Annotated in this window: 22 protein-coding genes and 4 pseudogenes; 3 read left to right on the top strand and 23 right to left on the bottom strand. The window is 40.0% G+C overall.

Annotated elements, in window-relative coordinates; genetic code table 11:
- Positions 1-51: 51 nt before the first annotated feature.
- From MJY40_RS13540 to MJY40_RS13560, 5 genes are all read right to left on the bottom strand, one after another.
- Positions 52-573 carry a bactofilin family protein gene (locus tag MJY40_RS13540; RefSeq protein ID WP_317854726.1) on the bottom strand — a complete coding sequence of 174 codons (522 nt, stop codon included), beginning with the start codon at positions 571-573 and terminating at the stop codon, positions 52-54.
- 15 nt (positions 574-588) lie between these two features.
- A complete protein-coding gene (locus tag MJY40_RS13545) occupies positions 589-867 on the bottom strand; it encodes a hypothetical protein (protein WP_317854727.1) in 279 nt (92 codons plus the stop codon).
- Between the two features lie 103 nt (positions 868-970).
- The gene (locus MJY40_RS13550) at positions 971-1,663 is read right to left on the bottom strand and encodes a zinc-ribbon domain-containing protein (protein ID WP_317854728.1); all 693 of its coding nucleotides are present in this window, start codon (positions 1,661-1,663) and stop codon (positions 971-973) included.
- 473 nt (positions 1,664-2,136) lie between these two features.
- A complete protein-coding gene (locus tag MJY40_RS13555) occupies positions 2,137-2,985 on the bottom strand; it encodes a tyrosine-type recombinase/integrase (RefSeq protein WP_317854729.1) in 849 nt (282 codons plus the stop codon).
- Between the two features lie 145 nt (positions 2,986-3,130).
- Positions 3,131-3,637, bottom strand: coding sequence for an RNA polymerase sigma factor (locus MJY40_RS13560; protein ID WP_317854730.1), 507 nt, complete (start codon positions 3,635-3,637; stop codon positions 3,131-3,133).
- Positions 3,638-4,319: 682 nt separating this feature from the next.
- Here MJY40_RS13560 and istA point away from each other — a divergent pair.
- Positions 4,320-5,813, top strand: coding sequence for an IS21 family transposase (gene istA / locus MJY40_RS13565; RefSeq protein ID WP_317854731.1), 1,494 nt, complete (start codon positions 4,320-4,322; stop codon positions 5,811-5,813).
- Positions 5,806-6,528, top strand: coding sequence for an IS21-like element helper ATPase IstB (istB, locus tag MJY40_RS13570; RefSeq protein ID WP_317854732.1), 723 nt, complete (start codon positions 5,806-5,808; stop codon positions 6,526-6,528). Before istA ends, istB begins: the two co-directional genes overlap by 8 nt.
- Before the next feature lie 54 nt (positions 6,529-6,582).
- On the opposite strand, the pseudogene MJY40_RS15595 reads toward istB, so the two are convergent.
- The 5 genes and pseudogenes from MJY40_RS15595 to MJY40_RS13595 all read right to left on the bottom strand — a co-directional run.
- Positions 6,583-6,843: pseudogene (locus tag MJY40_RS15595) on the bottom strand (sporulation initiation factor Spo0A C-terminal domain-containing protein); the annotation flags it as partial.
- On the bottom strand, positions 6,831-7,070 hold the full coding sequence (locus MJY40_RS13580) for a helix-turn-helix domain-containing protein (RefSeq protein WP_317854733.1): 240 nt from the start codon (positions 7,068-7,070) through the stop codon (positions 6,831-6,833). The gene MJY40_RS13580 and the pseudogene MJY40_RS15595, both read right to left, overlap by 13 nt.
- Before the next feature lie 227 nt (positions 7,071-7,297).
- Entirely contained in the window at positions 7,298-8,080 is a 783-nt protein-coding gene (locus MJY40_RS13585) for a hypothetical protein (protein ID WP_317854734.1), read from the bottom strand.
- Between the two features lie 524 nt (positions 8,081-8,604).
- Positions 8,605-8,823, bottom strand: a pseudogene (locus MJY40_RS13590) (transposase); the annotation flags it as partial.
- 99 nt (positions 8,824-8,922) lie between these two features.
- On the bottom strand, positions 8,923-9,066 hold the full coding sequence (locus MJY40_RS13595) for a hypothetical protein (RefSeq protein WP_317854735.1): 144 nt from the start codon (positions 9,064-9,066) through the stop codon (positions 8,923-8,925).
- Positions 9,067-10,545: 1,479 nt separating this feature from the next.
- Here MJY40_RS13595 and MJY40_RS13600 point away from each other — a divergent pair.
- Positions 10,546-12,564 carry an MATE family efflux transporter gene (locus tag MJY40_RS13600; RefSeq protein WP_317854736.1) on the top strand — a complete coding sequence of 673 codons (2,019 nt, stop codon included), beginning with the start codon at positions 10,546-10,548 and terminating at the stop codon, positions 12,562-12,564.
- Positions 12,565-12,820: 256 nt separating this feature from the next.
- On the opposite strand, the pseudogene MJY40_RS15680 reads toward MJY40_RS13600, so the two are convergent.
- The 13 genes and pseudogenes from MJY40_RS15680 to MJY40_RS13660 all read right to left on the bottom strand — a co-directional run.
- A pseudogene (locus MJY40_RS15680) lies at positions 12,821-12,919 on the bottom strand (transposase domain-containing protein); the annotation flags it as partial.
- A complete protein-coding gene (locus MJY40_RS13605; protein ID WP_416387506.1) occupies positions 12,910-13,242 on the bottom strand; it encodes an IS66 family transposase zinc-finger binding domain-containing protein in 333 nt (110 codons plus the stop codon). The pseudogene MJY40_RS15680 and the gene MJY40_RS13605, both read right to left, overlap by 10 nt.
- A gap of 212 nt (positions 13,243-13,454) precedes the next feature.
- Positions 13,455-14,719 (bottom strand): annotated as a pseudogene (locus MJY40_RS13610) (IS256 family transposase).
- 591 nt (positions 14,720-15,310) lie between these two features.
- The gene (locus MJY40_RS13615; RefSeq protein ID WP_317854738.1) at positions 15,311-15,568 is read right to left on the bottom strand and encodes a helix-turn-helix domain-containing protein; all 258 of its coding nucleotides are present in this window, start codon (positions 15,566-15,568) and stop codon (positions 15,311-15,313) included.
- Positions 15,569-15,579: 11 nt separating this feature from the next.
- Complete coding sequence (locus tag MJY40_RS13620) at positions 15,580-17,424, bottom strand: VirD4-like conjugal transfer protein, CD1115 family (protein ID WP_317854739.1); 1,845 nt, start codon at positions 17,422-17,424, stop codon at positions 15,580-15,582.
- Positions 17,421-18,377, bottom strand: a complete 957-nt coding sequence (locus tag MJY40_RS13625) for a DUF3991 and toprim domain-containing protein (protein WP_317854740.1) — start codon at positions 18,375-18,377, stop codon at positions 17,421-17,423. The genes MJY40_RS13620 and MJY40_RS13625 overlap by 4 nt, the downstream gene beginning before the upstream one ends.
- A 198-nt stretch (positions 18,378-18,575) precedes the next feature.
- The gene (locus tag MJY40_RS13630; protein ID WP_317854741.1) at positions 18,576-19,442 is read right to left on the bottom strand and encodes a BRO-N domain-containing protein; all 867 of its coding nucleotides are present in this window, start codon (positions 19,440-19,442) and stop codon (positions 18,576-18,578) included.
- A gap of 81 nt (positions 19,443-19,523) precedes the next feature.
- Positions 19,524-22,151 (bottom strand): MobP3 family relaxase, encoded by a 2,628-nt coding sequence (gene mobP3 / locus MJY40_RS13635; protein WP_317854742.1) that lies wholly within the window; start codon positions 22,149-22,151, stop codon positions 19,524-19,526.
- On the bottom strand, positions 22,151-22,561 hold the full coding sequence (locus tag MJY40_RS13640) for a hypothetical protein (protein WP_317854743.1): 411 nt from the start codon (positions 22,559-22,561) through the stop codon (positions 22,151-22,153). Before MJY40_RS13640 ends, mobP3 begins: the two co-directional genes overlap by 1 nt.
- Positions 22,562-22,999: 438 nt before the next feature.
- Positions 23,000-23,245, bottom strand: a complete 246-nt coding sequence (locus MJY40_RS13645) for a DUF6103 family protein (protein WP_317854744.1) — start codon at positions 23,243-23,245, stop codon at positions 23,000-23,002.
- Between the two features lie 11 nt (positions 23,246-23,256).
- Positions 23,257-23,634 carry a DUF3846 domain-containing protein gene (locus tag MJY40_RS13650; RefSeq protein WP_317854745.1) on the bottom strand — a complete coding sequence of 126 codons (378 nt, stop codon included), beginning with the start codon at positions 23,632-23,634 and terminating at the stop codon, positions 23,257-23,259.
- Positions 23,635-24,813 (bottom strand): hypothetical protein, encoded by a 1,179-nt coding sequence (locus tag MJY40_RS13655; RefSeq protein WP_317854746.1) that lies wholly within the window; start codon positions 24,811-24,813, stop codon positions 23,635-23,637.
- The gene (locus MJY40_RS13660) at positions 24,813-25,319 is read right to left on the bottom strand and encodes a gamma-glutamylcyclotransferase family protein (RefSeq protein WP_317854747.1); all 507 of its coding nucleotides are present in this window, start codon (positions 25,317-25,319) and stop codon (positions 24,813-24,815) included. The genes MJY40_RS13655 and MJY40_RS13660 overlap by 1 nt, the downstream gene beginning before the upstream one ends.
- Positions 25,320-25,323: the final 4 nt, after the last annotated feature.

The raw sequence follows: 25,323 nt of genomic DNA on the forward strand, positions 1-25,323 counted from the left end.
TCCTCCTTAAAATTTGTTTGTTGTGCTATAAAACTATGTATGTTACCCTTTCTAAAATTTTTCTATTCGGATGTATGGTGCAATATTTCCAATCACTTCACCCAAAACCTGTTCACGGATATTACTACAAAAAATATTTTTCGCCATAACACTTCCCACCACCTTTCCATTTGGAATGTATACAATTTCTGCAGTGACATTACCCTCAATTTTCCCATTGATCATAAGCGATTTGGAACATTTGATATCGCCTTGCACTTCGCCACTAACCAATAAATGTTCCTCTATTTGAATCCCACCCAACACTATAGTTTTCGGAGATATAAAGGCATACCCTTTGTTTTTGCAAACATTACGCTTGAAATCCACCTCTGATTTTTCCTTTGCTCGTATATTATCTTCAAAGGCTTGTTTCATTTTTGCTACTTTTTCATCATCGGACTGTTCCGTCATGGTATTTAAATAGTTTTCCACAAATTCTCGTACCATTTCTTCACCATCTAATCGTGCTTGGGTTGCTTCATTGAAATCTTTAAAGTATCCTAGATGATATCGAACACCACGAAAGCTCAAATTCACTCGCCATTTTTAAGATTTTTCTACCCACGAAACACCACGGAAACCACTGGTATTGCTTTTCTTTGTGGTTTGCGCTATGGCTGCTCCAAGTTCCACACCATCGTATACCGTTAACTTTTTAGTGCGTAAACTTTTACCCACCAAAGACTTCAAACAACCACAACTTTTGGTTTTTCCTGAAATCAGATTGTGTTCATCTATTGCCTTTTCATTTCCACAATCACATAGGCAATTCCAGTATGGATAGCCTGTTTTGGAATGGTGAGAAAAAGAAACAACTGTCAGCATATTGAATTTTTGTCCGATTAAATCTCTATAAGGACTGCGAACTATTTCTAGTTTTTCAAGTTCTTTTTGTTGTCCAATATGTCATCCCCCCTTCCAATTAATTTTATATACTACTACACCTTGCTTTTTTGAAATCTTCAACAAATTCATCCAGCATCACTTCACCAGCAAGTCTAGCCTCTATGGCTTCTTCCATTGTTTTGTAATTGCCAAGTTCGTATCTTTTCCCTCTGAATGTCATGGTGACTCGGAACGTGCCATTAGCTCGCTTATTCACACCTCGAAATCCACTTGTATTATTACTGGGTGTAACTTTTGCCATAATTTTCTCGATGCAAGTTCCATCTACAAAATGAATGTTTTTCTTGAAATTTTCGACTCGTGTGTCATCACGCAGGCAACCACAGCTACGAGTTTTGCCGCTGGTCAAACTGTTTTGCACAATCACAATCTCCTTTCCGCACTCACATCTACATCTCCACAGAGTTTCCTTGTTTACCCCTGCGTAAGATAGCACGGTTAATCTGCCAAAAACTTGTCCTGTTAAATCTGTCTTGGGCAGCTTATCATTAAGCGGGGGACTTGAGTTTTGAGTGCTACAATTTGGACATTTCGTACCACTTAAACGTTTTGCAACCGATTCTTGATATTGTTCTCCGCAATCCGTACATTCCCACCAAATCTTCATGTTGCTTGTTGATAGAACCATAGAGGGAGTTAAATCGCCATTTTCGTTTGACCATTCATCCAATAAAATTAAATTTTTATTTTCTATGCAATGTTCCTTTAATGTCATTTTCACACACCTCTACTTTCAATGTCATTCTGCACAGTAATGGTATTTTGCTGCTAACAAAACTCCATTTTTGCACAGCATTATTATGATGAAAAATAGAGCATATCCCTCAATACATAAGAGATACGCTCTCCACACAAACACCACATAACTTTTATTATGTGGTATTGAAAATACATAAAAATTTAATCCAAAGCAGTACATAACATAAAAAGCAACTAACGATATTAAAAAAACAACAAGACAAACAGACCGATTTTCAAAAAATGATGGATCGGTCTATTTGTCTTGTCTTAATTTAAAAATATCTTATATCATCGAAGAAACTACTTGAATTTTTTGTTGATAAGGAGTATAATTATTACCATATATCGAGATATTCTATCGTGCCTACCACATAATAAAAGTTATGTAGTTTGCACCAAAATTGGATATTAAAAGTTTCGCTACATAATAAAAGTTATGTGGCTTTTTTATTCTCTGGAATAGGTAAGGTTCATTTTATCAATTTGCTTTGCGTGTTTTGTTCCTGTTTCCATCGTGTAAATACGAGTGGTGTTGATACTGCTGTGACCTAAGATGTCAGCCAGTCTGCTGATGTCTTTTTCTATTTTATAGTAGGTTCTGGCAAATAAATGACGAAGATTGTGAGGGAACACCTTACGTTCAGAAACATTGGCTTCTTTGCAAAGTTTTTTCATCATCTTCCAGATGTTAGAGCGATCTAACGGAGTTCCGTTCTTGGTGATAAAAATAGAGCCATTAACAATATGGTTTTCCTTACAATATTGCTTCAGTGCCTTGCATAGTTCCTTTGGCAGAAAAACCGTTCTGTTTTTACCTTTGCAAGCTACCACGGTTCTACCTGTATGCAGAGCCGAAACAGTGATGTGTTTCAGTTCAGACACACGAATTCCAGTAGAGCAGATGGTTTGGAGCAGTAAGGACAATTTTCTGTTTTCCTTTTTCTCTGCCACCATAATGAGTCGTTCATACTCACGCTGAGTAAGCTCTTTCTCCGGGGTAGAAAAAATTTCTTTTTGAATTTTAAGTGGCTTTACTTTGAAGTTTGCAAAGCCTAGCCATTCTAAAAATCCATTGACTGCTGCAATGATGGAATTGACACTGGCTGGTGCATAGTCTTGAATCAGCTGTTCTTTGAATTTCATTACTTCTGCCTTGCAAAGCTCTTTTTCGCCTAAAAACGCAAAGAATTTTTTTGTATCTCTTAAATACTTTTGGATGGTGTTTTGGCTACGTTCTTCCTCGTATAAGTAAAGTTCATAACCGGATAGTTGATTCATGTAGTTGATCGATGTCATAAATTGTCCTCCTAATAAATAGTGTAGTGGAAATCTGTTAAAAGCATAGTGGAAAATATTAGTAATTTTAACAAAGGGAGTTCATCCTCTAGAAAGAAGAGAACCCCCTTCACTTACTTCCTCACTTCTAAGCCTTTTTTCAAGTCTATTTCAAAAAATTCTTCAAACTTTTTTTCGCAGTGGCAATGGAATAGGCAATCGCTTGAGGTGAACAGTGTTCTTTCACTGCAATTTCCTCGTATGTGAGATCGTCAAAATAATACAAAATCACTCTACGCTTTTGTGTTTGTGGTAGCTGCTTGATGGCTTGCCATAGCTTTTCACTTCGAATCTGCTTGTCCACAATATCGCAGGTATCACAAACCAGATTTCCTTGTCTGTTGTAGATTTCATTTTCATCTAAGCTAATACGTTCTCTGTGGCGATCATACTCGTTTAGTTCGCTCAAATCGTCTAGCTCGAACTGGTTAAAGGTTTCGTATAAACTCTCGTCAATCGGGAGTGCCACCTTGTTACCGTTGCCATCTACAAAAGTGATGATGTAAGAGTTTTGCTTTTTAGAATAACTGAGTTCGTATGGATTATCATTAGATTTCCTTCTTTTTGGAAACCTCATGGTATCGTTGTTTTCATATTTTTCATTTTTTGGCATATCATTCCAACCTTTCTAACATTTCGTTTTCGTTCAAAATGTTAGAAAAGGGAGGAGAGCGACACCTCGTAACAGGTGTGCCGATAAAAATAAAAAAGCCAAGCTCATCCCTTTCGGAATAGAACTTGGCATATAAAGCAGATACAGTATATTTTACATATCGCCTTTGGCTTTGACTTACTTTATTTGATTTTTGACTCCAAAGGTGCTGTACATGATGGTATCGATACAGCAGATACTGATATCTCTTTAATTCGTAATATGCAGAAAGACTGTAGGTGTTCATCATGTTCACCAATCCTCTCTACACAGCAAGCTGTGGGAGAACAGTTAGAGCAGCATACTCGCTGTGCCATATTCCAGATATTTACTTTTGTTGTCTGAAAATTTTCGAGTACCATCATGAACACCTTCTTTCTCATTTGATTACAGATAAAAAAAGACAGAAAAAGTCTGCCCTTTCCCATCTCACATACATAGTTTTAGAATCCTTTGTGGTATAGTCATTTCGATGCACCTCCTATCAGCAAGGCTATACTGTTTCCACTAAAATAAAAGTACCGAAAAAGGGCGCGAAAAGTGCATAGGTTGGGCTCGTAAAAAAAGAGCCATTGTCAGCACCTCAAAAAAGAGCTACCATTAGTTTGTCTAGAACTAAGGAGGTAGCGGAAAGGTGATAAGAATGGCTCAAAAGAATTATATCAAAGATTTGTACGAAAACCAAGAGAAAAGTCTCAATGAAATCGCAAAAATCACAGGACTCAATTATCGTACGGTGCGCAAGTACGCCCATCAAGACGACTGGAATGAGGAACATCTACCCAACATCCAAGCAGAAAACTATCCGATTTTGGGGGATTTCATCCCTATCATAGACCAATGGTTGGAGGATGACACCAAAATTCCACGCAAGCAACGACACACAATCTGGCGTATCTATTGCCGTCTACGAGATGAAGAAAAGTTTCTCGGTAGCTACTCCAGCGTAAAGCGTTATGTGCGCAAGAAGAAATTTGCCATGAGCAGCCAAAGTGATGGCTATTTGCCGTTGGCCCATCCCCACGGCAGTGGTCAAGTAGATTTCGGCGAGCACATCTACAACAACGCCTCATCCAAAACGCAGACAGGCTACGCCTTGACTCTGTCCTTCCCCAATTCCAACAAGGGATACACACAGGACTTCCCATCCCAAAATCAAGAATGCTTGCTAGAAGGCATGAAGCAGATTTTTGAGCACATGGGCGGCGTACCACCCGTCATCCGCTTCGACAACATGTCTACCGCCGTGGTAAAAGTCTTAGACCACGGCGAGCGAGTGCTGACGGATGGCTTTACACGCTTCATGTTACACTATCGTTTTCGTGCTGAATTCTGCAATCCTGCCGCTGGCAATGAGAAAGGCAACGTGGAGAATAAAGTGGGCTACAGCCGCAGAAATGCCTTCGTCCCTGTGCCTACCATTACATCCTTCGAGGATTTCAACGAACAGCTTTTTGACTGGTGCGAACAGGATGCCCAGCGCATCCACTACAAGCACCAGATTGAGATAGCGGAGCTATGGGAGGCAGATCGTGAGGCGCTATTACCCCTTCCAGAACACCCTTTTACAGTGTTCCGTTACGAAAGTTTGGCAGTGAATAAGTACGGTTTCGTCACCATTGACACCAACAAGTACGGCCTTAATCCAGCCCTGAGTCGAGAGATTGTGCAGGCGAAAATTTACTACGACCGCATTGAACTTTTCCATGACCACGCCCTAGTTGGCAGCTACCAAAGAAGTTATGAAAAACACCAAGAATATTACGATTGGAAACAATATGTTGGTGTTTTATGCAGAAAGTTTGGTGGGGTATCTCACACCAGATTCTTCAACCAGATGCCTAAACTATGGCAAGAACACCTCCGCCAATCCCAAGGGACAGCGCGCAAAAACGCCCTACAATTACTGGATGAAATCGTCCAAGATGGCAATGCCACCCTTTGCGATGAAGTGCTAGAATTGGCACATGAAAATGGCCGCACCGACGCAGACAGTGTCCGCCAATGCTACTACATGATTGCCAAAAAGGAACACCGACCAGAGCCGCTGACATTGGATATTACCACGCCTGACCTACATTACACGCCAAATTTGAGCGCCTATGACGGACTGATGGGAGGTGAGTTACATGGTTGAGCAATACATGAAAACCTTGAAATTAGGTGGTTTAGCAAAAGAGTGGACAAGCGTGGAATACCGAAATAATGAGCAATATCTAACCGATTTATTGCAACTGGAGTTGCGAGAACGAGAAACAAACCGCATTAACCGCATGGTGAAAAGTGCAGGATTTGGGGTACTAAAAACCTTGGATGACTTCACTTGGCGCAATGAAATAGCACTGCCAATTGGACTAACACGAGAGTATATGGAGGATTTGCAATTCTTGGCACCCAAGGAAAACCTTATTTTTATGGGTGCCGTTGGGACAGGCAAGACCCATCTTGCCACAGCTCTGGCGTTGAAAACTTGCCAAGAAGGGCGACCTGTTCGCTTCTTTACAGCGGCATCTCTTGCCAATATTTTATTGGAAAAGAACAACAAGGGCACCTTGAACAGTTTTTTATCTACGCTAAAAAAGGTGCAGTTAATGGTCATTGATGAAATAGGTTTTGTACCGTTGCACAAAGCGGCAGCAGAGCTGTTATTCCAAGTGATTGCCGATTGTTATGAGCGGAAAAGCCTCATCATTACATCCAATCTGGAATTCTCTCAATGGAATACAGTCTTTGGGGATAACCGCTTGACGGCAGCTCTCATTGACCGTTTGGTACACCATTCTCACATAGTCATCTTCTCTGGGGAGAGCTACCGCTTGACACAATCCATGTCCAGGCAACGTGAGCGTTGAGGCCAGAAGGGACAAAAAAGCACCATTCCTAGGTTTTTTCTCCATAGGATGGTGTGCCATCTGCTCTAACAAAATTCGATTGTGAAGCCAAATAAGCTCTGTGATTGTGCGAATGTTGCGCTCAACGCATTGCCAAGTGGTTTTATAGTGCTTGGCTACCTCTGGGTACAGCCACTTGGTGATTAAGAGAAGCCTCTCTGGATCTTGTATGACGAGATAGACGGCATAGCTGGTATGGAAAAAGCCTCGATAGTTGGCTGTGATGCCTAAAGTGTAAAGCAGGCTGTAAATTTCTGCAATGTCTACGCTGCCCATAATAGCTCACTCCTCTCCATCTGAAAGATTTTTGGGTGAAACCCCAGTTCCATGCCATATACATTGCCCAATGTTTGAAGTGTACTCATTTTTGTATCTTTGCTTCCTCGCTCTGCATCCCGAATTGTTCTAACAGAAATTCCACTGCGACCCTCTACCATTTCCTGCGTCATCCCTTGTTCTATACGGAACCCTTTTAAAGCAACGCCAAGTTCATTTCTAGCCATTGTGCACACCTCCTTCTTGCATTCATTATACAAGAAGAATTTAGCAAATAACAGGAAGCCCACTTCCGTTTTCGACATTTTTCAGCAATTTTTTAAGTTTTTTCTCGTTAATGTTATTCCCCAATGCTGACCCTATGCACTTTTACGCGCCCTTTTTGTGTATTTTTAAGTTGACAAAGACACTATACCCTAATTATATCATAAATTAAAAAAAGCTTAACTTTTTATTATATCATAAAAAAATTATGGATTACTCCAGTTGAGTAAACACTGTTTGTAACATTCAGCTTACCATTTCCACTTGTTGATTTGATTTCCAAAGTACCATACTGCACATAAAAAATACATGTTGTTGATGTAACTGTATAGTCTCCCAAATCCACAATAATATTATCACCTGATCCAACTGTGATTTTTTCTGTAAGCGTTGTATCATCAATTAACACGACCGTTTCACCGCTTTGAGCTGCATCCATCGCGGCTGCCAACGTACTATATCCAACCTCGCCAATTTTTGCTACATCTTCATCGGCAATCTCCGATATTGTTGCAATGTCTTCTTCAAGGAAAGATATTGTCGCAACATCTTCTTCCACATTTTGCACTACGTCAACTTCTTTTGGTTCCATTTCTGTTCCTGTTTCTGTTCCTATTTCTGTTCCTGTTTCTGTTCCTGTTTCCGTTCCTGTTTCTGTTCCTGTTTCCGTTCCTGTTTCCGTTCCTGTTTCTGTTCCTGTTTCCGTTCCTGTTTCCGTTCCTGTTTCTGTTCCTGTTTCTGTTCCTGTTTCTGTTCCTGTTTCTGTTCCCGTTTCTGTTCCTGTTTCCGTTCCTGTTTCTGTTCCTGTTTCCGTTCCTGTTTCCATTCCTGTTTCCGTTCCTGTTTCCATTTCCATTTGTGTTTCTACAACAGTTGCCTCACCTTCCTCCGCAAATGCCGCCACTGGCACAAGCGCCATCACCATAGACAATGCCAAAACATATGACATCAATTTACACATAGCTTTTTTCATAAACATTCCTCCATTCTTTCCCCTAATTATTTAGCTTCTGTATTGGCGTTTATATAAAATAAAAAGCAGCAATTTACCATGCCTACGCACAGAAAATCACTGCTTGTTTTTTTCATAAAATTCGGATACCAAAAAGGCAGATTTTGTTTGTCTGTCTTGTATGTCTTGTATGCCGTGTATGTCGTGTATGTCGTGTATGTTTATTTTATTTATCTCGTTTATCATTTCCACATTTGTCAACCTCTTTCACAAATATTTTATACACCCATATTATAACTCCGTAAATCAAACAATTGCAAGCTTTTTCTTATGAATTTAGTAGGTTTTTTAGGATTTTATGGATTTTATAGATTTTTTTACTATTTTCGCCATGTTTCATAAAACTTTCTCTCTTTTCTAGGCACAAATCACAAATCAAAACCACCCCTATAAGGGGTTATCTCTTGTGGTTGCCTCTTAAGAGGCACTGAAAAGTCTGACAATCACATAACTATTACTGACTGCCCCCTTACTCGGGGGCTATTTTATTTGTCCTTTTTATCGTTATTGTCTTTAAATGGGTCTACATATTCTTTCAAACTTATTTGGTCATTCATTATGTCATCTTTTAACTAATTATTTATATATTCTCTTATCGTGTTTTCATATTTTCCTGCTGTATCTACAAAATATCCTCGACACCAAAAATGTCGATTTCCATACTTATATTTTAAATTTGCATGTCTATCAAAAATCATTAAGCTACCACCAGTTGAACTGGTGGTTTAATCATGCCTATTCGGCGCCAAATAAAAAAACAGCCTTTCCGTAGAAAGACTGCCTTTGAATATAATTTTTATAATTTATGATTTTTCATCATCTTCACCACTGGATAAGTTGGCAGTGATAATATCAGAGATTAGGCCAGTAAAATCTGCCGCTGCTTTATCAGTGAGTACAGGTTTTCCGGTTCGTTCTTCAATTTCTTTGCGTGCATTTCCTGCCACTGTGCCACCATCTTTTACAACTCTTTTATTTTCTGCAAAGGTAGTTGGATTTTCGTATCAACATATATGATATCCCACATAATCTCGCTCCAATCTTAAACCCAGCGAATAAAATATGTATATTTAATTTCATGTGAATTTACAATGCTATAATGAAATAAGTCAATTGTATAAATATTAGATACCAGTTCAGAGGATTTGATAGCCTTGACTAGGCAATAAGGAAATTTCAAACGGAGAAATTAAAATGGAACACAAAGATTTTAAACTTGAGGGTTAGAAAAAAGATTTATTATATCGCATAGAATTTGAAAAATCAATGAAAAATACGATTGATTTATGGAAGGTTACTCAGGTGAAATACGCTTATTTTAAAGTTGCAACATTAAAACCTTCTATATAATAGACCTGTACCAAGCAACAGTACACATAAGACTTTACAAATATCACCCACATGACTGAAATCTGTTGTAACAATAAGCACCTCTATTATCATGAGCAAATACAAAAGAATATCAAACACTAATTTCAGAATTCTCATAATATCTCATCTCCTCAAAACAAATTGATTTGCAACAACGAAACAGACAAATTTATCATTCTGCGCATCGAATACAAACGACTACTCTTAATCTATCACTCGTATATGACCAAATTAATGCGACAACTTATAAGAAATTCCTTACACCAAAAATGCACTGAATTTTACCGGCTGCTCCCTTACTCAGGGGCTTTTTTATTTGCCATTCTTATTCTTGTCATCCTTAAATGAATCAATGTATTCCTTTAAGCTGACTTGATCGGTTATGATGTCATCTTGTAGTTGATTGTCTATATATTCTCGTATTTTTCCTTGTTTTTTCTTATTGATTCTTAAAACAAAAGGATACAGTAAAATATAGTTTGCAATTCCCCGTCAAAAGATAGCAAAGCCATCAGGACTCCTTTATAATGAATGGTGTTACGACAATCAAAAAGGAGAGAACCCTGATATACCACAAGTCTAACCCAATTGCTACTGCAAAGCATAATAGCGTACCGAAAGCCTTGTTATGCTGAGCTTTCAGTAGGGGTTGTACAGTAACCTCAAATCGGAGTAGGTATTTATACCGAAAGAAAATGTTCAGAAACCGTCTTGCTTAGCAGGGCGGTTTTTCTTATATCTAAATAGCAAACGTCAACTCTCCCCCGTCTTGCAGCGCTCCACGTAGTGTGCGAAACTATCATATAATACATGATAGTGCCATGGATGTAAAAGTCAACAATCTACTTGACCATTGACAGCGAATTAGTTTACCATTTCAATGATTAAATTTTGTGCTAAAAGCGTATAAAAACAAAATAATATTGAAAAAGTTGTGCTAAATATACTATTACATCAATGCGACGAAAAGTATATAATACATATATATTGAGTGATAATATTGTATGTGATCACTATAGCATAAACGTTAGCATTTTTTAATTAAGGAGGATTTTATGTCATCACACACTTCAAATCATTATTTGGTTACTGAAAAAGTAAGCAAGCTTATGATTAAATTTGCAGTTCCATGTACACTTTCGTTGCTTGTTGCATCGCTTTACAGCATTGTAGACCAATTTTTTATCGGTAATGGTATTGGCTATATAGCTAATGGCGCCACGAATGTTGTTTTTCCACTTACCATGATAATCTTTTCTGTTGCGTTAATGTTCGGTGACGGAGCAGCTGCTTTTTTAAGTATTTGCTCAGGTAAAAACGACACAGAAAATTCCCATAAAGGTGTCGGTAATGCTATTTTACTTTCTCTTGTAGTTTCAATAATGCTAACTGTGTTATTCGTTTTATTTAGAGATCAATTATTTGGAATGTTTGGACTAACAGAAGCTAACGAGGCTTATGCACAAGAATATTTTCAATATTTGATTATTGGTTTTCCGTTTTATGCTATTGGTACGGTGTTATCCTCTATTATTAGAGCAGACGGGAGTCCTCAAACTTCGATGAATACTATGCTGATTGGTTGTTTATTCAACGTAGTTTTAGATCCGCTTTTCATTTTTGTTTTCCACTGGGGCATGATGGGTGCAGCTCTTGCAACAGTCATTGGTCAAATTGCCACAGCACTTCTTGCGTTAAATTATCTTAGAAAAACAAAATCATTCAAACTTCAAAAAAGTAGTTTCAAATTAAGTGCTAAAATTTTAAAGAAAACATTGCCACTTGGCATAACAAGTTTTCTAACACAGTTTGCTGTTGTCATTATTGTTGTTTCACTAAATAATGTAATGGTTACATACGGTGCTTTGTCAAAATACGGTGCAGATATTCCACTTACTGTTATAGGCATAGTTATGAAAGTTTTCCAAATTGTAATTTCCATTGTAGTTGGTATTGCAGTTGGATGTCAACCTATTATCGGCTTTAACTATGGCGCAGGTGCATTTGACCGTGTAAGAGAACTTTACAAAAAAATGATTGTAGTCGAACTTATTGTCGGTGTAATTGCAATGATTATTTTTGAAGCTTTCCCAGTACAAGTTATATCAATTTTTGGTAGCGAAAGCGAGCTATACAACGAGTTCGCAGTTATAGTTTTTAGAATTTATTTATCAACAATTATTTTGTGCTGTATCCAAAAATCATCTAGTATTTTCTTACAATCGCTTGGAAAACCTGTGCTATCTCTAGGAATGTCATTGCTTCGTGATTTTATGTTACTTGTACCACTGATACTTATTCTGCCAGCAATATACGGTTTAACAGGTACACTTTATTCAGCACCTATCGCCGACGTAATATCTTTGATTGCCGTTATTTTTGCTATGAAAAAAGTTTTAGGCGAGTTAAAAAATGCTACAACACAGCCACTGGAAAGTCAAGCTTCTATTTCAGTGAATAAAATGTACACTAAGGGAAATAGAACCATCACAATATGCAGACAATTCGGTAGTGGTGGACGTGAAGTCGGAAAAAGACTTGCAGATGCGTTGAATATCGCTTATTACGATAAAGAATTACTTAGTGAAATCGCTGAAAGAAGTGGATTTAGTAAAAATTTCGTAAATGAATTCGACGAAGCTATTGTTAAAAATCATCATTTTACTTATGGTAGAGCATTTACTGCTTATAATGAGTCACCAGTAACAGAACTGCTTCATGTGCAATCAGAAATTTTACAGCAAATTGCGCAGCGTGAAAGTGCAGTTATTATTGGCAGGTGTTCAGATTATATTTTAAGAGATAAAGAGCCATTTAAAGTGTTTGTCTATTCTTCAGATATAAACGCGCGCATTAAGCGTTGTTATGAAAAAGTGCCAGAAGATGTAGGTGTTAAATCTGAACAAGAAATGAAAAACGATATCGAAAGCATCGACAAAAAACGTGCAAAACATTATGAATATTACACCGACCAAAAATGGATAGAAATGAGCAATTATAATCTTTGTGTAGATACTTCTAAAATTGGTGTAAAAGGTGCCGTTGACGTTATTCTAGAGGCACTAAACCATTAAATTGCATATTTCCTGTAGTTTTTGCAGACAAATGGTAGAGTATGAGGCTGTTAAGCGCAGGGTCGTTGGTTCGAGTCTAATAGGGCGAGCCGATAAAAAAAGACAACCATCTTGGTTGTCTTTTTTTTACCATCAACTCCACCCACGTCAACGGCGAGTGAGAAAATCCCACTCGCCGTTCATTTCATTTTGGCACCCTGCAATCATCAGGGGCATTTTCTGGCAACAACGATGCCACCCAATTTTCTGTTGTCTGGTCTAAACTGGGTGCTGTTTTCAAAATATACACCAAATATCGGTACGGATCCAGACCATTTTCCTTAGCTGTCTCAATCAAGCTAAACATCATAGCACTGCCTCAGGGGAAGCAAAACCGCCTGGGATAATCGTCTTTTCTTTGGGAGTATTCAAAATCGGGGTTTCCGTGCCCTCTTTTTCGCATTTCTTGCAAGCGCAGGTGTAGTACCAGTCCTCCTGCAGACGTACCTGAGCGGGAATGATTTTCAGAGAACGGCGGACTTCCTTGCCAATCTCAACCATCTCAGTGCCGCATGCAGGGCAGGACAATTCTTCAGCGGATAGGCGGTGTTCCACCACATCCACAGGCAGATTTTCTAGTAAAATGTCCCTCACGTCGCCAGACTTCTTCTTGCGTATTACCTTCCTACGGTCTTGCATTGGTTCAACAACATACGTTTGCACGGCTCTTTGGATTATAGAACACCAGGTGAGAGTCTGTGAAGAAATCTCTGTAAATTCAGATTTTCTATGATAATATTGAGAGTCGATAGCATATAAAAGCCATCGGCTCTTATTTTATGCATACTTTATTTTGCAAGACATGTCAAGAAAAGGCGATCAACAACCGCCTTTGGGGCAATGCTGTGTGCTTATTCTGGAATACGTCCTTCGTACATAATACTGAGTTCGCCGTAAACCTGACCCCAGTTTCGTATGGACATTGTCCACTTTTTGGTTGCCTCAAACGTGGATAGATACAGTGCTTTTAGAAGTGCTGTATCGCTTGGAAATACGCTTCTTTGGCGGTTTAATTTACGATATGTCGCATTCAAACTTTCAATGGCATTTGTGGTGTATATGACCTTTCTGACCTCTGACGAGAACTTGAAAATTGGTGAAATCACATCCCAGTTATCCTTCCATCGCTTCATGGAATTGGGATATTTGGGCGTCCATTTTTCGGTCACACATTCCGATGCAGCCAGTGCCTTATTTTCATCAGCAGCATGATAAATCGTCTTCAAATCAGTTGCAAATGCCTTGCGGTCTTTATCTGGTACGTATTTTAAAGTGTTTCTGACTTGATGCACGATGCAACGTTGATATTCCGTCTTAGGGAAGGCTGTTGCGATGGCTTCTTTGATGCCACTGAGCCCATCAGCGCAGATGATTAAGATGTCTTTTACACCTCGATTTTTCAGCTCATTCAGCACAGAAAGCCAATATTTCGCACTTTCGTTATCGCCTGCATTAATGGACAAAACGTCCTTTTTGCCGTCTACATTGATACCTAAAATAACGTACGCAGCCAGCTTTTTGATGACCCCATTATCCCTTACGGAGTAATGAATTGCGTCGATATAAAGGATTGGATACACCTCATCAAGGGGTCTGTTCTGCCAGTCGGTAATCTGTGGCAAAATCTTGTCTGTTACATCAGATATGAAACCTTCCGAAGCCTCGAAACCGTAAATATCTTCCATTGTTTCCGATATTTGTCTTGTTGTCATCCCCTCACCGCCCAAGAAGGGGCGGACACCGAAGGTGGCCTTGCGAAGCAAGGTGATGACCACTTTGCATACATGGAGATGATTTTCTGGTCAATTTCAGAAATGTCTTTTTGACGTTTCTTGACAACCTGTGGTTTGAAGGTTGATTTCCGGTCTTGTGGCACCTCAATATCCATACTTCCATATCGGCTGTTGATTTGCTTCGTTTTGTAGCCATTTCGATAGTCATCGCTGTCTGAACGTTGGGATTTTTCATACCCAAGATGGTCGTCCATTTCTGCTTCCATCATTTCTTTGATTGTGCCGCCGAGAAGATCTTATAGTGCATCCTGGATGTCCTCAGCACTTTCAATGTCATACTCCTGGAGCAACTGTTGAATGATGTTGCGTTTTCCTTCTGTCATCTGTACTCTGTGTACCGGTTTCTTTTCTTTTCCTATAATAACAGGCCTCCTATGATTTTTATTTTATCATAGAAGACCTGAGGTTTCATTATTTACAGAAAGATTTTCACAGTCTCATGCTTTACTTGATTGTTCATTTGCAAATCATATGTATTTTAAGATGCTTATTATGAATTAATTGGAGGCTTATTATGAATCGACCCGCTCAAATAATACTTAGTTTTATTGTTTTCTTATTGTCTTTAGGTGCTTTATTTTCCGCACTTTTCCAGTGGAATCCACTCTATCGATTAATTTTCTTTCTTTTAACTGGCATACTTTACTTTCTACAAGTATGGCTAGAAAAGAACAATATTATTTAAGACTTAGTGTTTCACACGCCTCCAAGTTATTTTTGATCTTTATTGATTCATAATAATTTCGAAAAATTATATAAAACGACTGATCATAAAATAAAGTTCAGCAGAAACCCATCTATTACTTCTTTTTCTGTGATAATATTCTTAAACTGTTCTTTTCTTGTATGGACAATATGACTATGCCCCATAGCCACTCACAAGACAGATTGCTCCCTTGTAAGTGGCTGCTCTATTAAAATTTGAGATAGTAATTGTTTGAACTTCTGCCGCCATTTTCTCGCACACGACTTTCCTTTGTTAATAGTCCACTGGCAAGCAAGTCATCTATGGCTCGCTGCACAGTTCTTTTGGACATAGAGGTATCACGAGCGATGGTTTTCAGTGCTGGCCAACACTGCCCATCTTTATTGGCTCGGTCTTTCAAATACATATACAGAGCTTTGGCTCTCGGTGGAAGTTCTTCTTGATATAGATTTCCATATAAACTCAATAGAACACCTCCTATTCCACTTTGAAATCAAAGCCATTGGGAGGTGCTTTCTGCTTTCTATCATGAGCTTTCTCATGGCATTGCCCCTGCGCCATACCACTTTTGTTGACTGTCTTTTCACCAACAGGAAAGTTTTCTGTTTTGGGAAGCCCCAAGGCTTTTTCGATATTTTCTTCTAGTATTTTCTTATCTGCATAGTAAACTTTTCGTTGTGATTTTTCGGCTGTGATGTATGGTTTGGTGAAACGGATGCCCCAATCCAAAAACAAATGCAACCTTGCTTTCATAGGGTGTGTGCCTGTTTTCATAACGACAAAATGACCTTTCGGAATAGATTTCAGCTCATCCGGGGTGAGTAGTGGTCGCTCCATCATCTGCAGTGATTGTGACGGATCGTTCTTACCACGAGAGATTGAGCCACTCATGACCGTTCTGCTACCCAATGCTTTGGATAGTACCTCTGCAGTTTGACTGTTGGGGGCAAAGCCACCGAAGACGGTGACCTGACAGTTATCTGTGATGATTTCAGAACCCTCTGAGCCATAATTCTTTTCAAGCTGAGCAAAGGACTGAATGATTGGCACAACAGATATTTTTCGTGATCGCCCTGCTGAGAGCATCATTTCAAAGCTATCAATTTTTGGGATTGTACCAATCTCATCGGCATAGATCATCACTCTGTTCGGAAGCTTGCCTCCGTGTTCATCAGCCACTTGGAGCATCTCACGATAAAACTGTTGTAGAAATAGCGACACCATAAAATATTTGGTGGAATCTTCTTCTGGTAAAATAATAAAGATTGCTGATTTCTCATTACAGAATGTTTCGGCATCAAGCTCTGTATCGAAACAGAGGATTTGCTCCATCTCCGTGTCTAGGAAAGCATTGAGCTTCGAGAGAACAGTAGATAGAATAGATGCCATCGCTTGCTCAGCTGAATTTAATGCAGCACCGCTAAACCATTTTGCTTTGTGTTCGCTTGGGAGCTTATTCATCAGCAGTTTGAACTGACTTGTCGGTGGTTTGCCTTTCACCTGTGGCGCAGGCTCTAACAGGTCTTGCACCATCTTGAATACGGACACGATATGTCGTTGATCGACCATCTTTCCATCAATCTCCACTGGCGGCAGGTACTCTGCAATGAGTAAAATCACGGAAGTGAGAAGTCCTTCAGCTGAGTCATAGAAGAAAGCATTTTGCCCCATGTTGGCATTGTTGCCATCTGGTGACACGATTGTCTTGGAGATAATCTTTGCGTATTTTTCAGCTTTCGCTTTATATTGTAATTGGGTGATGTCCTCTTTGTAGAGATCAAAATATTTGTTGACGAGGTGCAACAGATTATTGCCATCGCTACGAGTTGGATTTCGCAAATCTAGAACAGAAATCTTGTAGCCATAGTTTTCTTTTGCGATAGTACCATAGTTCTTAGCAAGATCACCTTTGGTGTCGGTGCAGAGCCACGACATCCCACTGGCACAGGCATATTCGAGGTTTGGGTACAGAAAGAATGCAGTCTTACCGATACCACTAGCACCAATCATAAGGCAGTGTACATCGCCAGTGTCGACCAGTGCAGTCATGTTGCCGAGCTTATCTTTTGTGCTACTAAGCACCAGTCCTTGCTCTGTGGGAAGATTTTTTCCTTTTCGCCAATTTTCAACTTCGAATGGAATGTGCGTGTAGGTTCGCTTTATTTCTTTAGCGGTGGCAAATCGTGCCACGCCATGCTGTCCGTCACCAACAGTTTTGGACTTAATTCCTCGCAGGGTGTAGAAGTGGGATATCATAGATAGCCCACCAATGACGATGAACATGATAGCACCCGCTATGATTAAGGGAGTTAGTTGATTCATACACACCTCATTTCCATTGTCAGAGTCGGTTCGCTATTTGCTTGCTGTGACAACAAATCCTCATTAAAATCCTTTGTCTGTGGAGTGATTCTACTACTGGCAACACCTCGCTCTGATAGCATTTCCTTAAATCGCTCATACACCGCATGGCCTGTTTTGTCGTTGTCGGTACACACCACCACATGGTCAATGGTATCGTGCCTATCCAGTAGTTCGGTCATCGGCATAGAGGAAGTACCACACATGGCAACATAGTTATGAGTTTTCCAGTTTGTATCCTTGTACATGGTAATGAACGACAGCATATCAATGGGAGCCTCAAACACATAGAGCCTGTTGCTACCTCCGAGGTAGTGGAAGCTGTGGTGTGGGTTGCTACCCTCAATGTTTTGCATGAACTTCTTACCTTGAGAGTAGATGCTCCGCTTATGTGCGTGGGCAGGCACTCCATTCTCATCTAGTCCAACAAAAATCAAGTTATTGTATTTCTGTGTTCTGTCTTTAGAGATTTCTTCGCTCTCATAGACGAGCTTTTCCTTTGCAAAAAACGATGCTACCTGTGGATCAATTCCTCGGTGCTTTGTTAGGTAGGCAAAGGCTCTTTTCATTGTAGCGCATCTTGGTGGAAGTATAAAAGGCTTGGGAGCTTCTTCTTTTTTCTCATAAGTTCTATGGGATAGATTATTTCCAGTTTCGCCAATCAGTTCTGTCACAGCCGATGGGAAATCCAAACCATAAAACATTTTTACGAAGTCAATGGCATAGCCACCTTTTTCCTTTGCGTGATCATACCAAGTGTTGCCACGGATGGTGATGCTGTGATCACTTTTTAATCTTCTATCTCTACCAGAGCGAATGAGCTGTTCACCTTTGCTCTGCAAAAAATATTCAAGGTCAATGGAGTTGGCTCGTTCTTTTTGTTCCTCAGTGAAATGAATATAACTTGTTGCCATATCTGCCTCCTTACGATTGTTTGCCTACTTTACGATGAAATGCCACTCTCTTTTTATTTGGAGAGTGGCATTTCTGTTTGGGCTTATTCAATTTGTAGTCATTCTTGCTCTTGGATTTCTTCTTCATACAAAACTCCTTCATTAAACAAAAAACAGCCTTTCCGTAGAAAGACTGCCTTTGAATATAATTTTTATAATTTATGATTTTTCATCATCTTCACCACTGGATAAGTTGGCAGTGATAATATCAGAGATTAGGCCAGTAAAATCTGCCGCTGCTTTATCAGTGAGTACAGGTTTTCCAGTTCGTTCTTCAATTTCTTTGCGTGCATTTCCTGCCACTGTGCCACCATCTTTTGCAACTCTTTTATTTTCTGCAAAGGTAGTTGGATTTGCCACCTTTGAAAGTTCGGTAGTGGTTGCCTCTGCAAGCATGGTAAGTACCAATTCAAGATCGCTCATGTTATCACGCAAGTTTTCTTTTTTAAGACCTTTCAGTTCCTTGTACTGCCTTGTGGTAATTCCTGCCCACGCTTTGGTGATTTCATCGGTGAGGATAGCGTACTCAATCCCTTTTTTCACACCATGCACATCCCATTCATCGGTAAGATTATTTCTGATTTTGATATTCAGAAGTCTTTGCCCAATCCACTCTTTGCTATAACCTTTTTTCAAGTATGTTTCAAAGGCTCTATCAATGGCTTGTTCTGGATCAATGGTTTCTTCAATTCGTTCACTGCCAACTCTTGCAAGCCATAACTTAAATGGTTCAGCTTTTGGAGATGGAATGGATTGAATGATACGAAGTAGTTGTTCTGTATCAGCTACATCGGTAAGTCTTTTTTTACCATCAGCGGCGGTCATTTTCAAACCGTGACAATTTGTCACGCTTTCATTTCCTTCAGCTTTTAGGCGCTGTTTCAATTTTCGCCAATACGCAGTGGGATCAACGCTATCGCTTAGAACACCCACAACATCTACAATGGAAAAATACCATTTTTCTTGTTCTGCATCCCAAGCAGTACGGATTTTTTTATCTTCAAAAAGTTCTAACTCTTTCGGCATAGAATAACCTCCAAACTGTACATCATAATTCTCATCTCTATTATACTACAAATTTAGATAAAAATAAATACGCAGTTCCAGTTACATTTGTAGGCGCAACGCAATATTTTCTTCTTCCTGTGGACCGATTTTTTGACCTAGTGCCAATTTCTTTTCTCTGATTTTACGCATGGCTTTGCTATCAATTTTTTGGTGAGTAGTGGTGCTGTCTTTGGGTAGCTGTTCTTCAAACAATCTGCCAAGGCTTCCAAGCAAACGAGAAACACACATACCAACAGAGGGATTGCTCCACTTGTCTATGTTGTCTATAAAAAACTGGGCATACTCATTTCCTTGTTCTGCTGATAAGTTTAACCACTTGATGGCTGTGTCACGATCTTGCTCTACATCTTTGCCAAGAAGATAGAGCTTGCCAAGCTGATACTGTGCATATTGATTTCCGTTCTCAGCTACGTCTGTGAGGTAATCAATGGCTTTGGGAATATCCTTTTGCACATCTTCGCCTTTTAGATAGAGTGAACCTAGTTTGTATTTTGCAAATTCATTGCCTTGCTTGGCAGAGAAGTCGAGCAGTTCCATCGCCTTTGCAATATTCTTTGTTGCATAGGTTTCATCGAGATAGACCTTGCCTAACGTGTATTGTGCAAACTGGTTTCCACTATCTGCAGAAGTCTGCAAATAAACGATTGCTTTTTCGATTTCTTCATGAGTGGAGACAGTATCCTCTAGTATGAGTTTTGCCAGTGAATAACACGCAAATGTGTTTCCTACTTTCGCTGCCATCTCAAAGTATTTCTTTGCTCGTGGAATATCTACTTCAACACCAATACCTTTGTGGAGCATAGCACCTAAACGATACTGAAGTTTGTCATCGTGGCTTTGCTTTTCAAGCATTTCAAAACCAACAAACGCTTTTCCAAACCACACGTAGCTCTCTGTGATATTTTGCTCTGTGCCAACTCCGTCACGATACATCTTTGCCACTTCATACTGAGCATAAGGGAAGCCTTGTTTTGCTGATTCCAAATACAGATTGAATGCTGTTTTATAATTTTGCTCCACACCTTGCCCACGATAATATAAACCACCGAGAGAATACTGGGCATACTTATATCCCTCATTTGCTGATAGCGTAAACCAATCGGCTGCGACTTCATAATCTTGCACTGTTCCAAGACCTTGGGAGTACATTTTACCAATGCGATACTGCGTGTACTTCCAAGGGTTTTTAGATTCTATCTGCTTGAACGCAAGTAGAGCAGTGACATATAGTTCCTCTGATTTTTTGGTGTCTATTTCTACACCTAGACCATCAGCATAGATCCTTGCCAAGTCAAATATAGCAAGAGCATTTTTGCTGTCTGCTTCTGCTTGCATTAGCTCCAAGGCTTTGGAGAAGTCTGGCTGTGTTTCATCATCTCCGTGAAGATATTTCTTTGCTTGCTTATACTCGTCACTCCAAGTGATATGATACTTGTTTCCAACACTTTCTTCTGTGGGATATTCCTCGGTGTGGATGTCATCCACTAATCCATCATCTGTTAGTGGATAAACTTCTTCCTCTAGGATTGGTTCTGCAGACAGTTCTGTGGTGAAATCCAAATTCAAAACTTCACGGATCACCATGTTTTTAATGGATTTGAATTCCTTTTGCTGTGATAGTGGAATTGGAGGTGGTGGAGTATCGCTGTAACTTTGATAGACCTCCTGCTGAAGCTCACACCACAATTCATAGGCACTCTTGATTGATGGTTCCTCTGCAAGTTCATCGACTATGGCATTGACAACATCTTTCACATGAGGTTGCAGATAACCATACTGCTTTTTGCCTTTGGCATTTTTCAGTTTTTCATTCAGCACCAATATCAGCTGTTCCAGTTTAGGACTTGCAAACTCCGATTCTAACACCTTTTGTTTCAACTCACGGAACACCTTTTCGGATTCCATCTTCAATTTATCTCGGCTCTGTGTCTGCCTTTGGTAGATGTCATAGAGCTGTTCTTTGAAGATTTCTTTCACCATGCCACTTTTGATTTTATCAATTCCATTTTGATTGAGATAGCCATACCTTGTGTCGGTGGAATAACAAATCATGTGGATATGAGGGTGATGGCTTTCATTATGAAATGATGCGTACCATCTGAATTTATCCAGTGGAACTTTCATACCCTCGGCTATGGTTGGGACATAACTTTCGAGCATATTTTTAAAGCGTTCTGCATTGTCATATCCAGTTTCCACTGCATCTTCTCTCCTTAGAGAAATAATCGGAGTCCACACGTTACCCTCATGGTTTGCAATCTCTGTTGCCACCTGTGAGAGAATGATTTTTTCATCGCCACTGGTGAACAGTCCGTGGCTTTCTAATTTTTCTACATTCGGCCTGTAGGCAATATAGCCAACGTAGTTTTCCTTTTTTGCAATTCGGTCAAAGTTTTGTTCCAATGCACTGGTGATAAAATCAGAAGCATTTGATACTGTGGGATTTGCTTTGTAGTCCTCATATTCAAAACTATTTTTAGCATTTGGAAAGTCACGGAGGATTTGTTTCACCAAATCTTTTTGCTTGGTAGTTGCCTTCGCACTTGGGTTTCGATAGACCAGTTCCACGCCATCACGAGTGGCAATGTACTTCACCAGATTAGAAAGATGGGAAGCTCTTTCGCCACCACCTTTGATGTAACTGTTTTTAATAATCAGTCTTGGCATTAGTCATCACTTCTTTGGAATTCTAAGGCATCTTCAAAAGACACTTTACCTTTGGAAGCTTTGACTTCACGAACACAGCGTCCACGCAACTTGTAGAGCTGCTCATCTGTGATTTCAAGTCCTGCAGCAAGAATGTTCATCATCATACTCATCTCCACAGCAAGACGAAAAATATTTGCCGACTGACGATTTTCTGTTTCTCGAAGTGTACCTTTCATTTCACCGATAAGGGTTTTGGATAAATAATCCGTACTATTTTCTGTGCCTAGATACCCAATGTAAAACTGAACAGCTCTATCCACAAACTCGGTGTGGTTTTTCATGTTTTCACTTAGCATGAGCTTTTCCATCACAGCAATCTGCTCTGGTGGTAGCCATGCCACGACTCTTTGCTTTGTTTTATTTCCCATTTTTGCTCTCCTTTCCGTAATAGCACCCTTTACAGCACCCTTAAAACTCTGTGTTTTCTAGCGATTTCGCCTTTTACAGCACCTAAGCCACCCAAAATGCCGATTTACAGCACCTCACAACACCGTGTTTTCACTAGGTTATAAGTGCTATAAATGGCTTATTTGCTCGTTTCTTCGGTGGGCATTGCCCACCGATGTGAGCCGAGGGGTGCGTTTACAGCACCTCTCTTTCTCCTGCACAAGAATAATAGCTGTACCTATCCACCAATATGGGTAAATCACAGCTATTATCCAGTCGCTCGTTTCCGTGCGTTTCTCTCGTTCTACATCGGCTAAACTTCGGCTTTTATGGTGAGGGACGGGTGTTATCCTTACCCTTGCCCTAAAATGCCCACACAAGGCGAACAACGGGGCAACGTGGCTCTCAGATGCTCGTTGTTACATTGTGCTTGTTGTTTCGGCTTGTCTGCTGATGCTAGGTTTCGCCTTTGGTTTCTTATCCTGCGTATCATCTGCCGATTCATCAATGTATTCTCGCACTTGAGCTGGGACATATTTTTCGTAGAGCTTTTCCAGTGCATCGGTCAGTTCTCGTTCAATATCCACTTCTTTTTTTGCCATATATCGCTTGGTGGCACGGAGTTTTTCCTGTTCCATAGAGATTGTAAGGTTTTCTTTTTTCATGTGATACCTCCTTAATAAAAATCAAAACCGATAACGAATGCTTTGGGTTCTAGCTCTTGTTCCTCGCCACTAAACGCAGGCACTTCGCCAAAGGTCTGTTTGCAAGTTTCCATTTGTGCATCGGTTAGCGAGGTAAAATCTTCTTCTCCATCGCCACAGATGAAAAAGTCACCACAGATAATATCGTAGTCACCAAGCCATCTGTTGGGCTGTGATCCGTTTAGTTTGCCTTCTTCATTGACCGCAGCAAGACAGCCATTGCCGATTTCCACTGGCTGAACCAGTCCACCAACTTCTCGCTGCAGTGACTTCAAATCATTGTTGATTTCCTTTTCATAGGGTTCTTTGCCTACTTCGATTTTCAGAATTTTGATTGTGTTTTCTTTCATTTAGAGTTCCTCGCTTTCGTAATTGATATATGGAATTTCAAGCCAGTGGGTAAAGTTTCGCTCAGATAGTTTGGTTTTGACCACACCATACTGGGTGTTCATCGCTTCAATGACATAGCCATTTCCAATATAAACACCGATGTGGCCATCGCACCAAACTGCAAGACCGACTGTATCTGGCATGGTAGAGATTGTGCCTTTGACTGTTGCGTTACTATACATTTGATTGGCACTCACGTCTGGCATTCCGTTTGTGGCATAGCCAACTTCTAGGGTGTCAGTATCAAGCCATCCATAGCCTTTGATTAGACCAACGCAATCAGTAGTTCGACCATTTAGCCAGTTTTCTTCGATGTAAGAATAGTAAGTTCCAACGCCATCTGGGTATTGTGATGCTTTCGAAGATAGCATGGATGGGGTGAGTATCCACCCACACGTTCCCCAAACATATCCCCACTGATTAGACCAAGCCTGTTCCACATAGGTCACAAGGTCAAGATTGTTCTTGCTACCAAGGTCAGTAAACCCACTGATATTGATTGCTGTGCCACTGCCATTGCCATATAGGACAGAGCCAGAAAAGGTGGCACCAGAACTGCTGATGGTGGCAAACAAATCCGAGATACTGCTAATCACTGTGGTGTCAAAGATGGAAAGACTTTCATAAACTTCGCCCATATCCACTGGGATAGCGACTGTGTAACTACTCTCATGTAAAATGCCATCTTCATCTGTATAGCTATTATCTCGTTCTTCGTAGGTGACAAAGCTATCTACAAAAGCTGTTACCTCGCTATCGCTTGGCACATCATCTGTGCCGAAATAAAGGGTATAAAAAATAGACTTGACCTCAGTGGAGTCAAGTCCAGTGCCACTTTCTATCATTCCATTGATTGTAGCGACTGCCAAGTCGATGGCAGAAAAGCTACTTTGCATTTGTTCGATGTGATTACGATATTCGTCTGGTGCTGAAGCAGTGAGCGAAGCACCATAAAAACAGAGGTCAACCGCCGCTTGATTATGCTCTGATGCACCACTAGCCAGTCCACAAATCAAAGCGACCACCACGATGATTGGCGATAAAATCCCTGCGATGATCCACCCAACACCCTTGCGAAGTTTATCGTTTGATAGGACAGTGGCGGCAATCTTTGCCACAGCTGTTGCCGTAATCGCCATTACCACCACCTCATTTCTAATTGTGCCTGTGGCAAGTCATCCATTTTTTGTTCCGTATCATCGATTGCATCTTGTAAAATTTGAGGATCAAACCCAGCACTATCGTATCCCTCTAAAATGCAATCAATGTATCGTTGCGTGGGCATTCCTAGCTGATGGCTCTCTGGCATGATATAGACATAAGCGGATACTGGTTGTCCATCCACGTCAACTTCCATATCTTCTTTGCCATAAAAATTGGGATAGCCCTCATAAAAATCAAGAGCAAGTTCATCTTGTGCAGTTGTTTTCCATAATAAAATAGGCACAGTTTTTCCATCGCAAGGTTCAATAGTAGCATAAGAACCTGTTTTTGATCCTCTAAATACAAGCTCATAGTCTTTGATTTCCGATGCGTGAACTACCGTTGCGGTAGGACATCGGTATTTCATTTGCCCAATGTTTAGATTGCTACCATAGGCAATATATAATTTCCCTTCATTGGATTTGCATTCTTTTTCTTTCATTATG

Origin of the sequence: Chakrabartyella piscis (assembly GCA_030067835.1) — a bacterium.
Taxonomy (GTDB): Bacteria; Bacillota; Clostridia; order Lachnospirales; family Anaerotignaceae; genus Chakrabartyella; species Chakrabartyella piscis.

Excerpts from the sequence above, each read along its gene's own strand:
- MJY40_RS13605 (WP_416387506.1), bottom strand. The coding sequence starts at position 13,242 with ATGCAAGACCGTAGGAAGGTAATACGCAAGAAGAAGTCTGGCGACGTG.
- MJY40_RS13580 (WP_317854733.1), bottom strand. The coding sequence starts at position 7,070 with ATGGCTAGAAATGAACTTGGCGTTGCTTTAAAAGGGTTCCGTATAGAA.
- MJY40_RS13620 (WP_317854739.1), bottom strand. The coding sequence starts at position 17,424 with ATGAATCAACTAACTCCCTTAATCATAGCGGGTGCTATCATGTTCATC.
- MJY40_RS13600 (WP_317854736.1), top strand. The coding sequence starts at position 10,546 with ATGTCATCACACACTTCAAATCATTATTTGGTTACTGAAAAAGTAAGC.
- MJY40_RS13555 (WP_317854729.1), bottom strand. The coding sequence starts at position 2,985 with ATGACATCGATCAACTACATGAATCAACTATCCGGTTATGAACTTTAC.
- MJY40_RS13545 (WP_317854727.1), bottom strand. The coding sequence starts at position 867 with ATGCTGACAGTTGTTTCTTTTTCTCACCATTCCAAAACAGGCTATCCA.
- mobP3 (WP_317854742.1), bottom strand. The coding sequence starts at position 22,151 with ATGCCAAGACTGATTATTAAAAACAGTTACATCAAAGGTGGTGGCGAA.
- MJY40_RS13655 (WP_317854746.1), bottom strand. The coding sequence starts at position 24,813 with ATGGCGATTACGGCAACAGCTGTGGCAAAGATTGCCGCCACTGTCCTA.
- MJY40_RS13650 (WP_317854745.1), bottom strand. The coding sequence starts at position 23,634 with ATGAAAGAAAACACAATCAAAATTCTGAAAATCGAAGTAGGCAAAGAA.
- istA (WP_317854731.1), top strand. The coding sequence starts at position 4,320 with ATGGCTCAAAAGAATTATATCAAAGATTTGTACGAAAACCAAGAGAAA.
- MJY40_RS13640 (WP_317854743.1), bottom strand. The coding sequence starts at position 22,561 with ATGGGAAATAAAACAAAGCAAAGAGTCGTGGCATGGCTACCACCAGAG.
- MJY40_RS13625 (WP_317854740.1), bottom strand. The coding sequence starts at position 18,377 with ATGGCAACAAGTTATATTCATTTCACTGAGGAACAAAAAGAACGAGCC.
- MJY40_RS13645 (WP_317854744.1), bottom strand. The coding sequence starts at position 23,245 with ATGAAAAAAGAAAACCTTACAATCTCTATGGAACAGGAAAAACTCCGT.
- MJY40_RS13660 (WP_317854747.1), bottom strand. The coding sequence starts at position 25,319 with ATGAAAGAAAAAGAATGCAAATCCAATGAAGGGAAATTATATATTGCC.
- istB (WP_317854732.1), top strand. The coding sequence starts at position 5,806 with ATGGTTGAGCAATACATGAAAACCTTGAAATTAGGTGGTTTAGCAAAA.
- MJY40_RS13550 (WP_317854728.1), bottom strand. The coding sequence starts at position 1,663 with ATGACATTAAAGGAACATTGCATAGAAAATAAAAATTTAATTTTATTG.
- MJY40_RS13585 (WP_317854734.1), bottom strand. The coding sequence starts at position 8,080 with ATGAAAAAAGCTATGTGTAAATTGATGTCATATGTTTTGGCATTGTCT.
- MJY40_RS13630 (WP_317854741.1), bottom strand. The coding sequence starts at position 19,442 with ATGCCGAAAGAGTTAGAACTTTTTGAAGATAAAAAAATCCGTACTGCT.
- MJY40_RS13560 (WP_317854730.1), bottom strand. The coding sequence starts at position 3,637 with ATGCCAAAAAATGAAAAATATGAAAACAACGATACCATGAGGTTTCCA.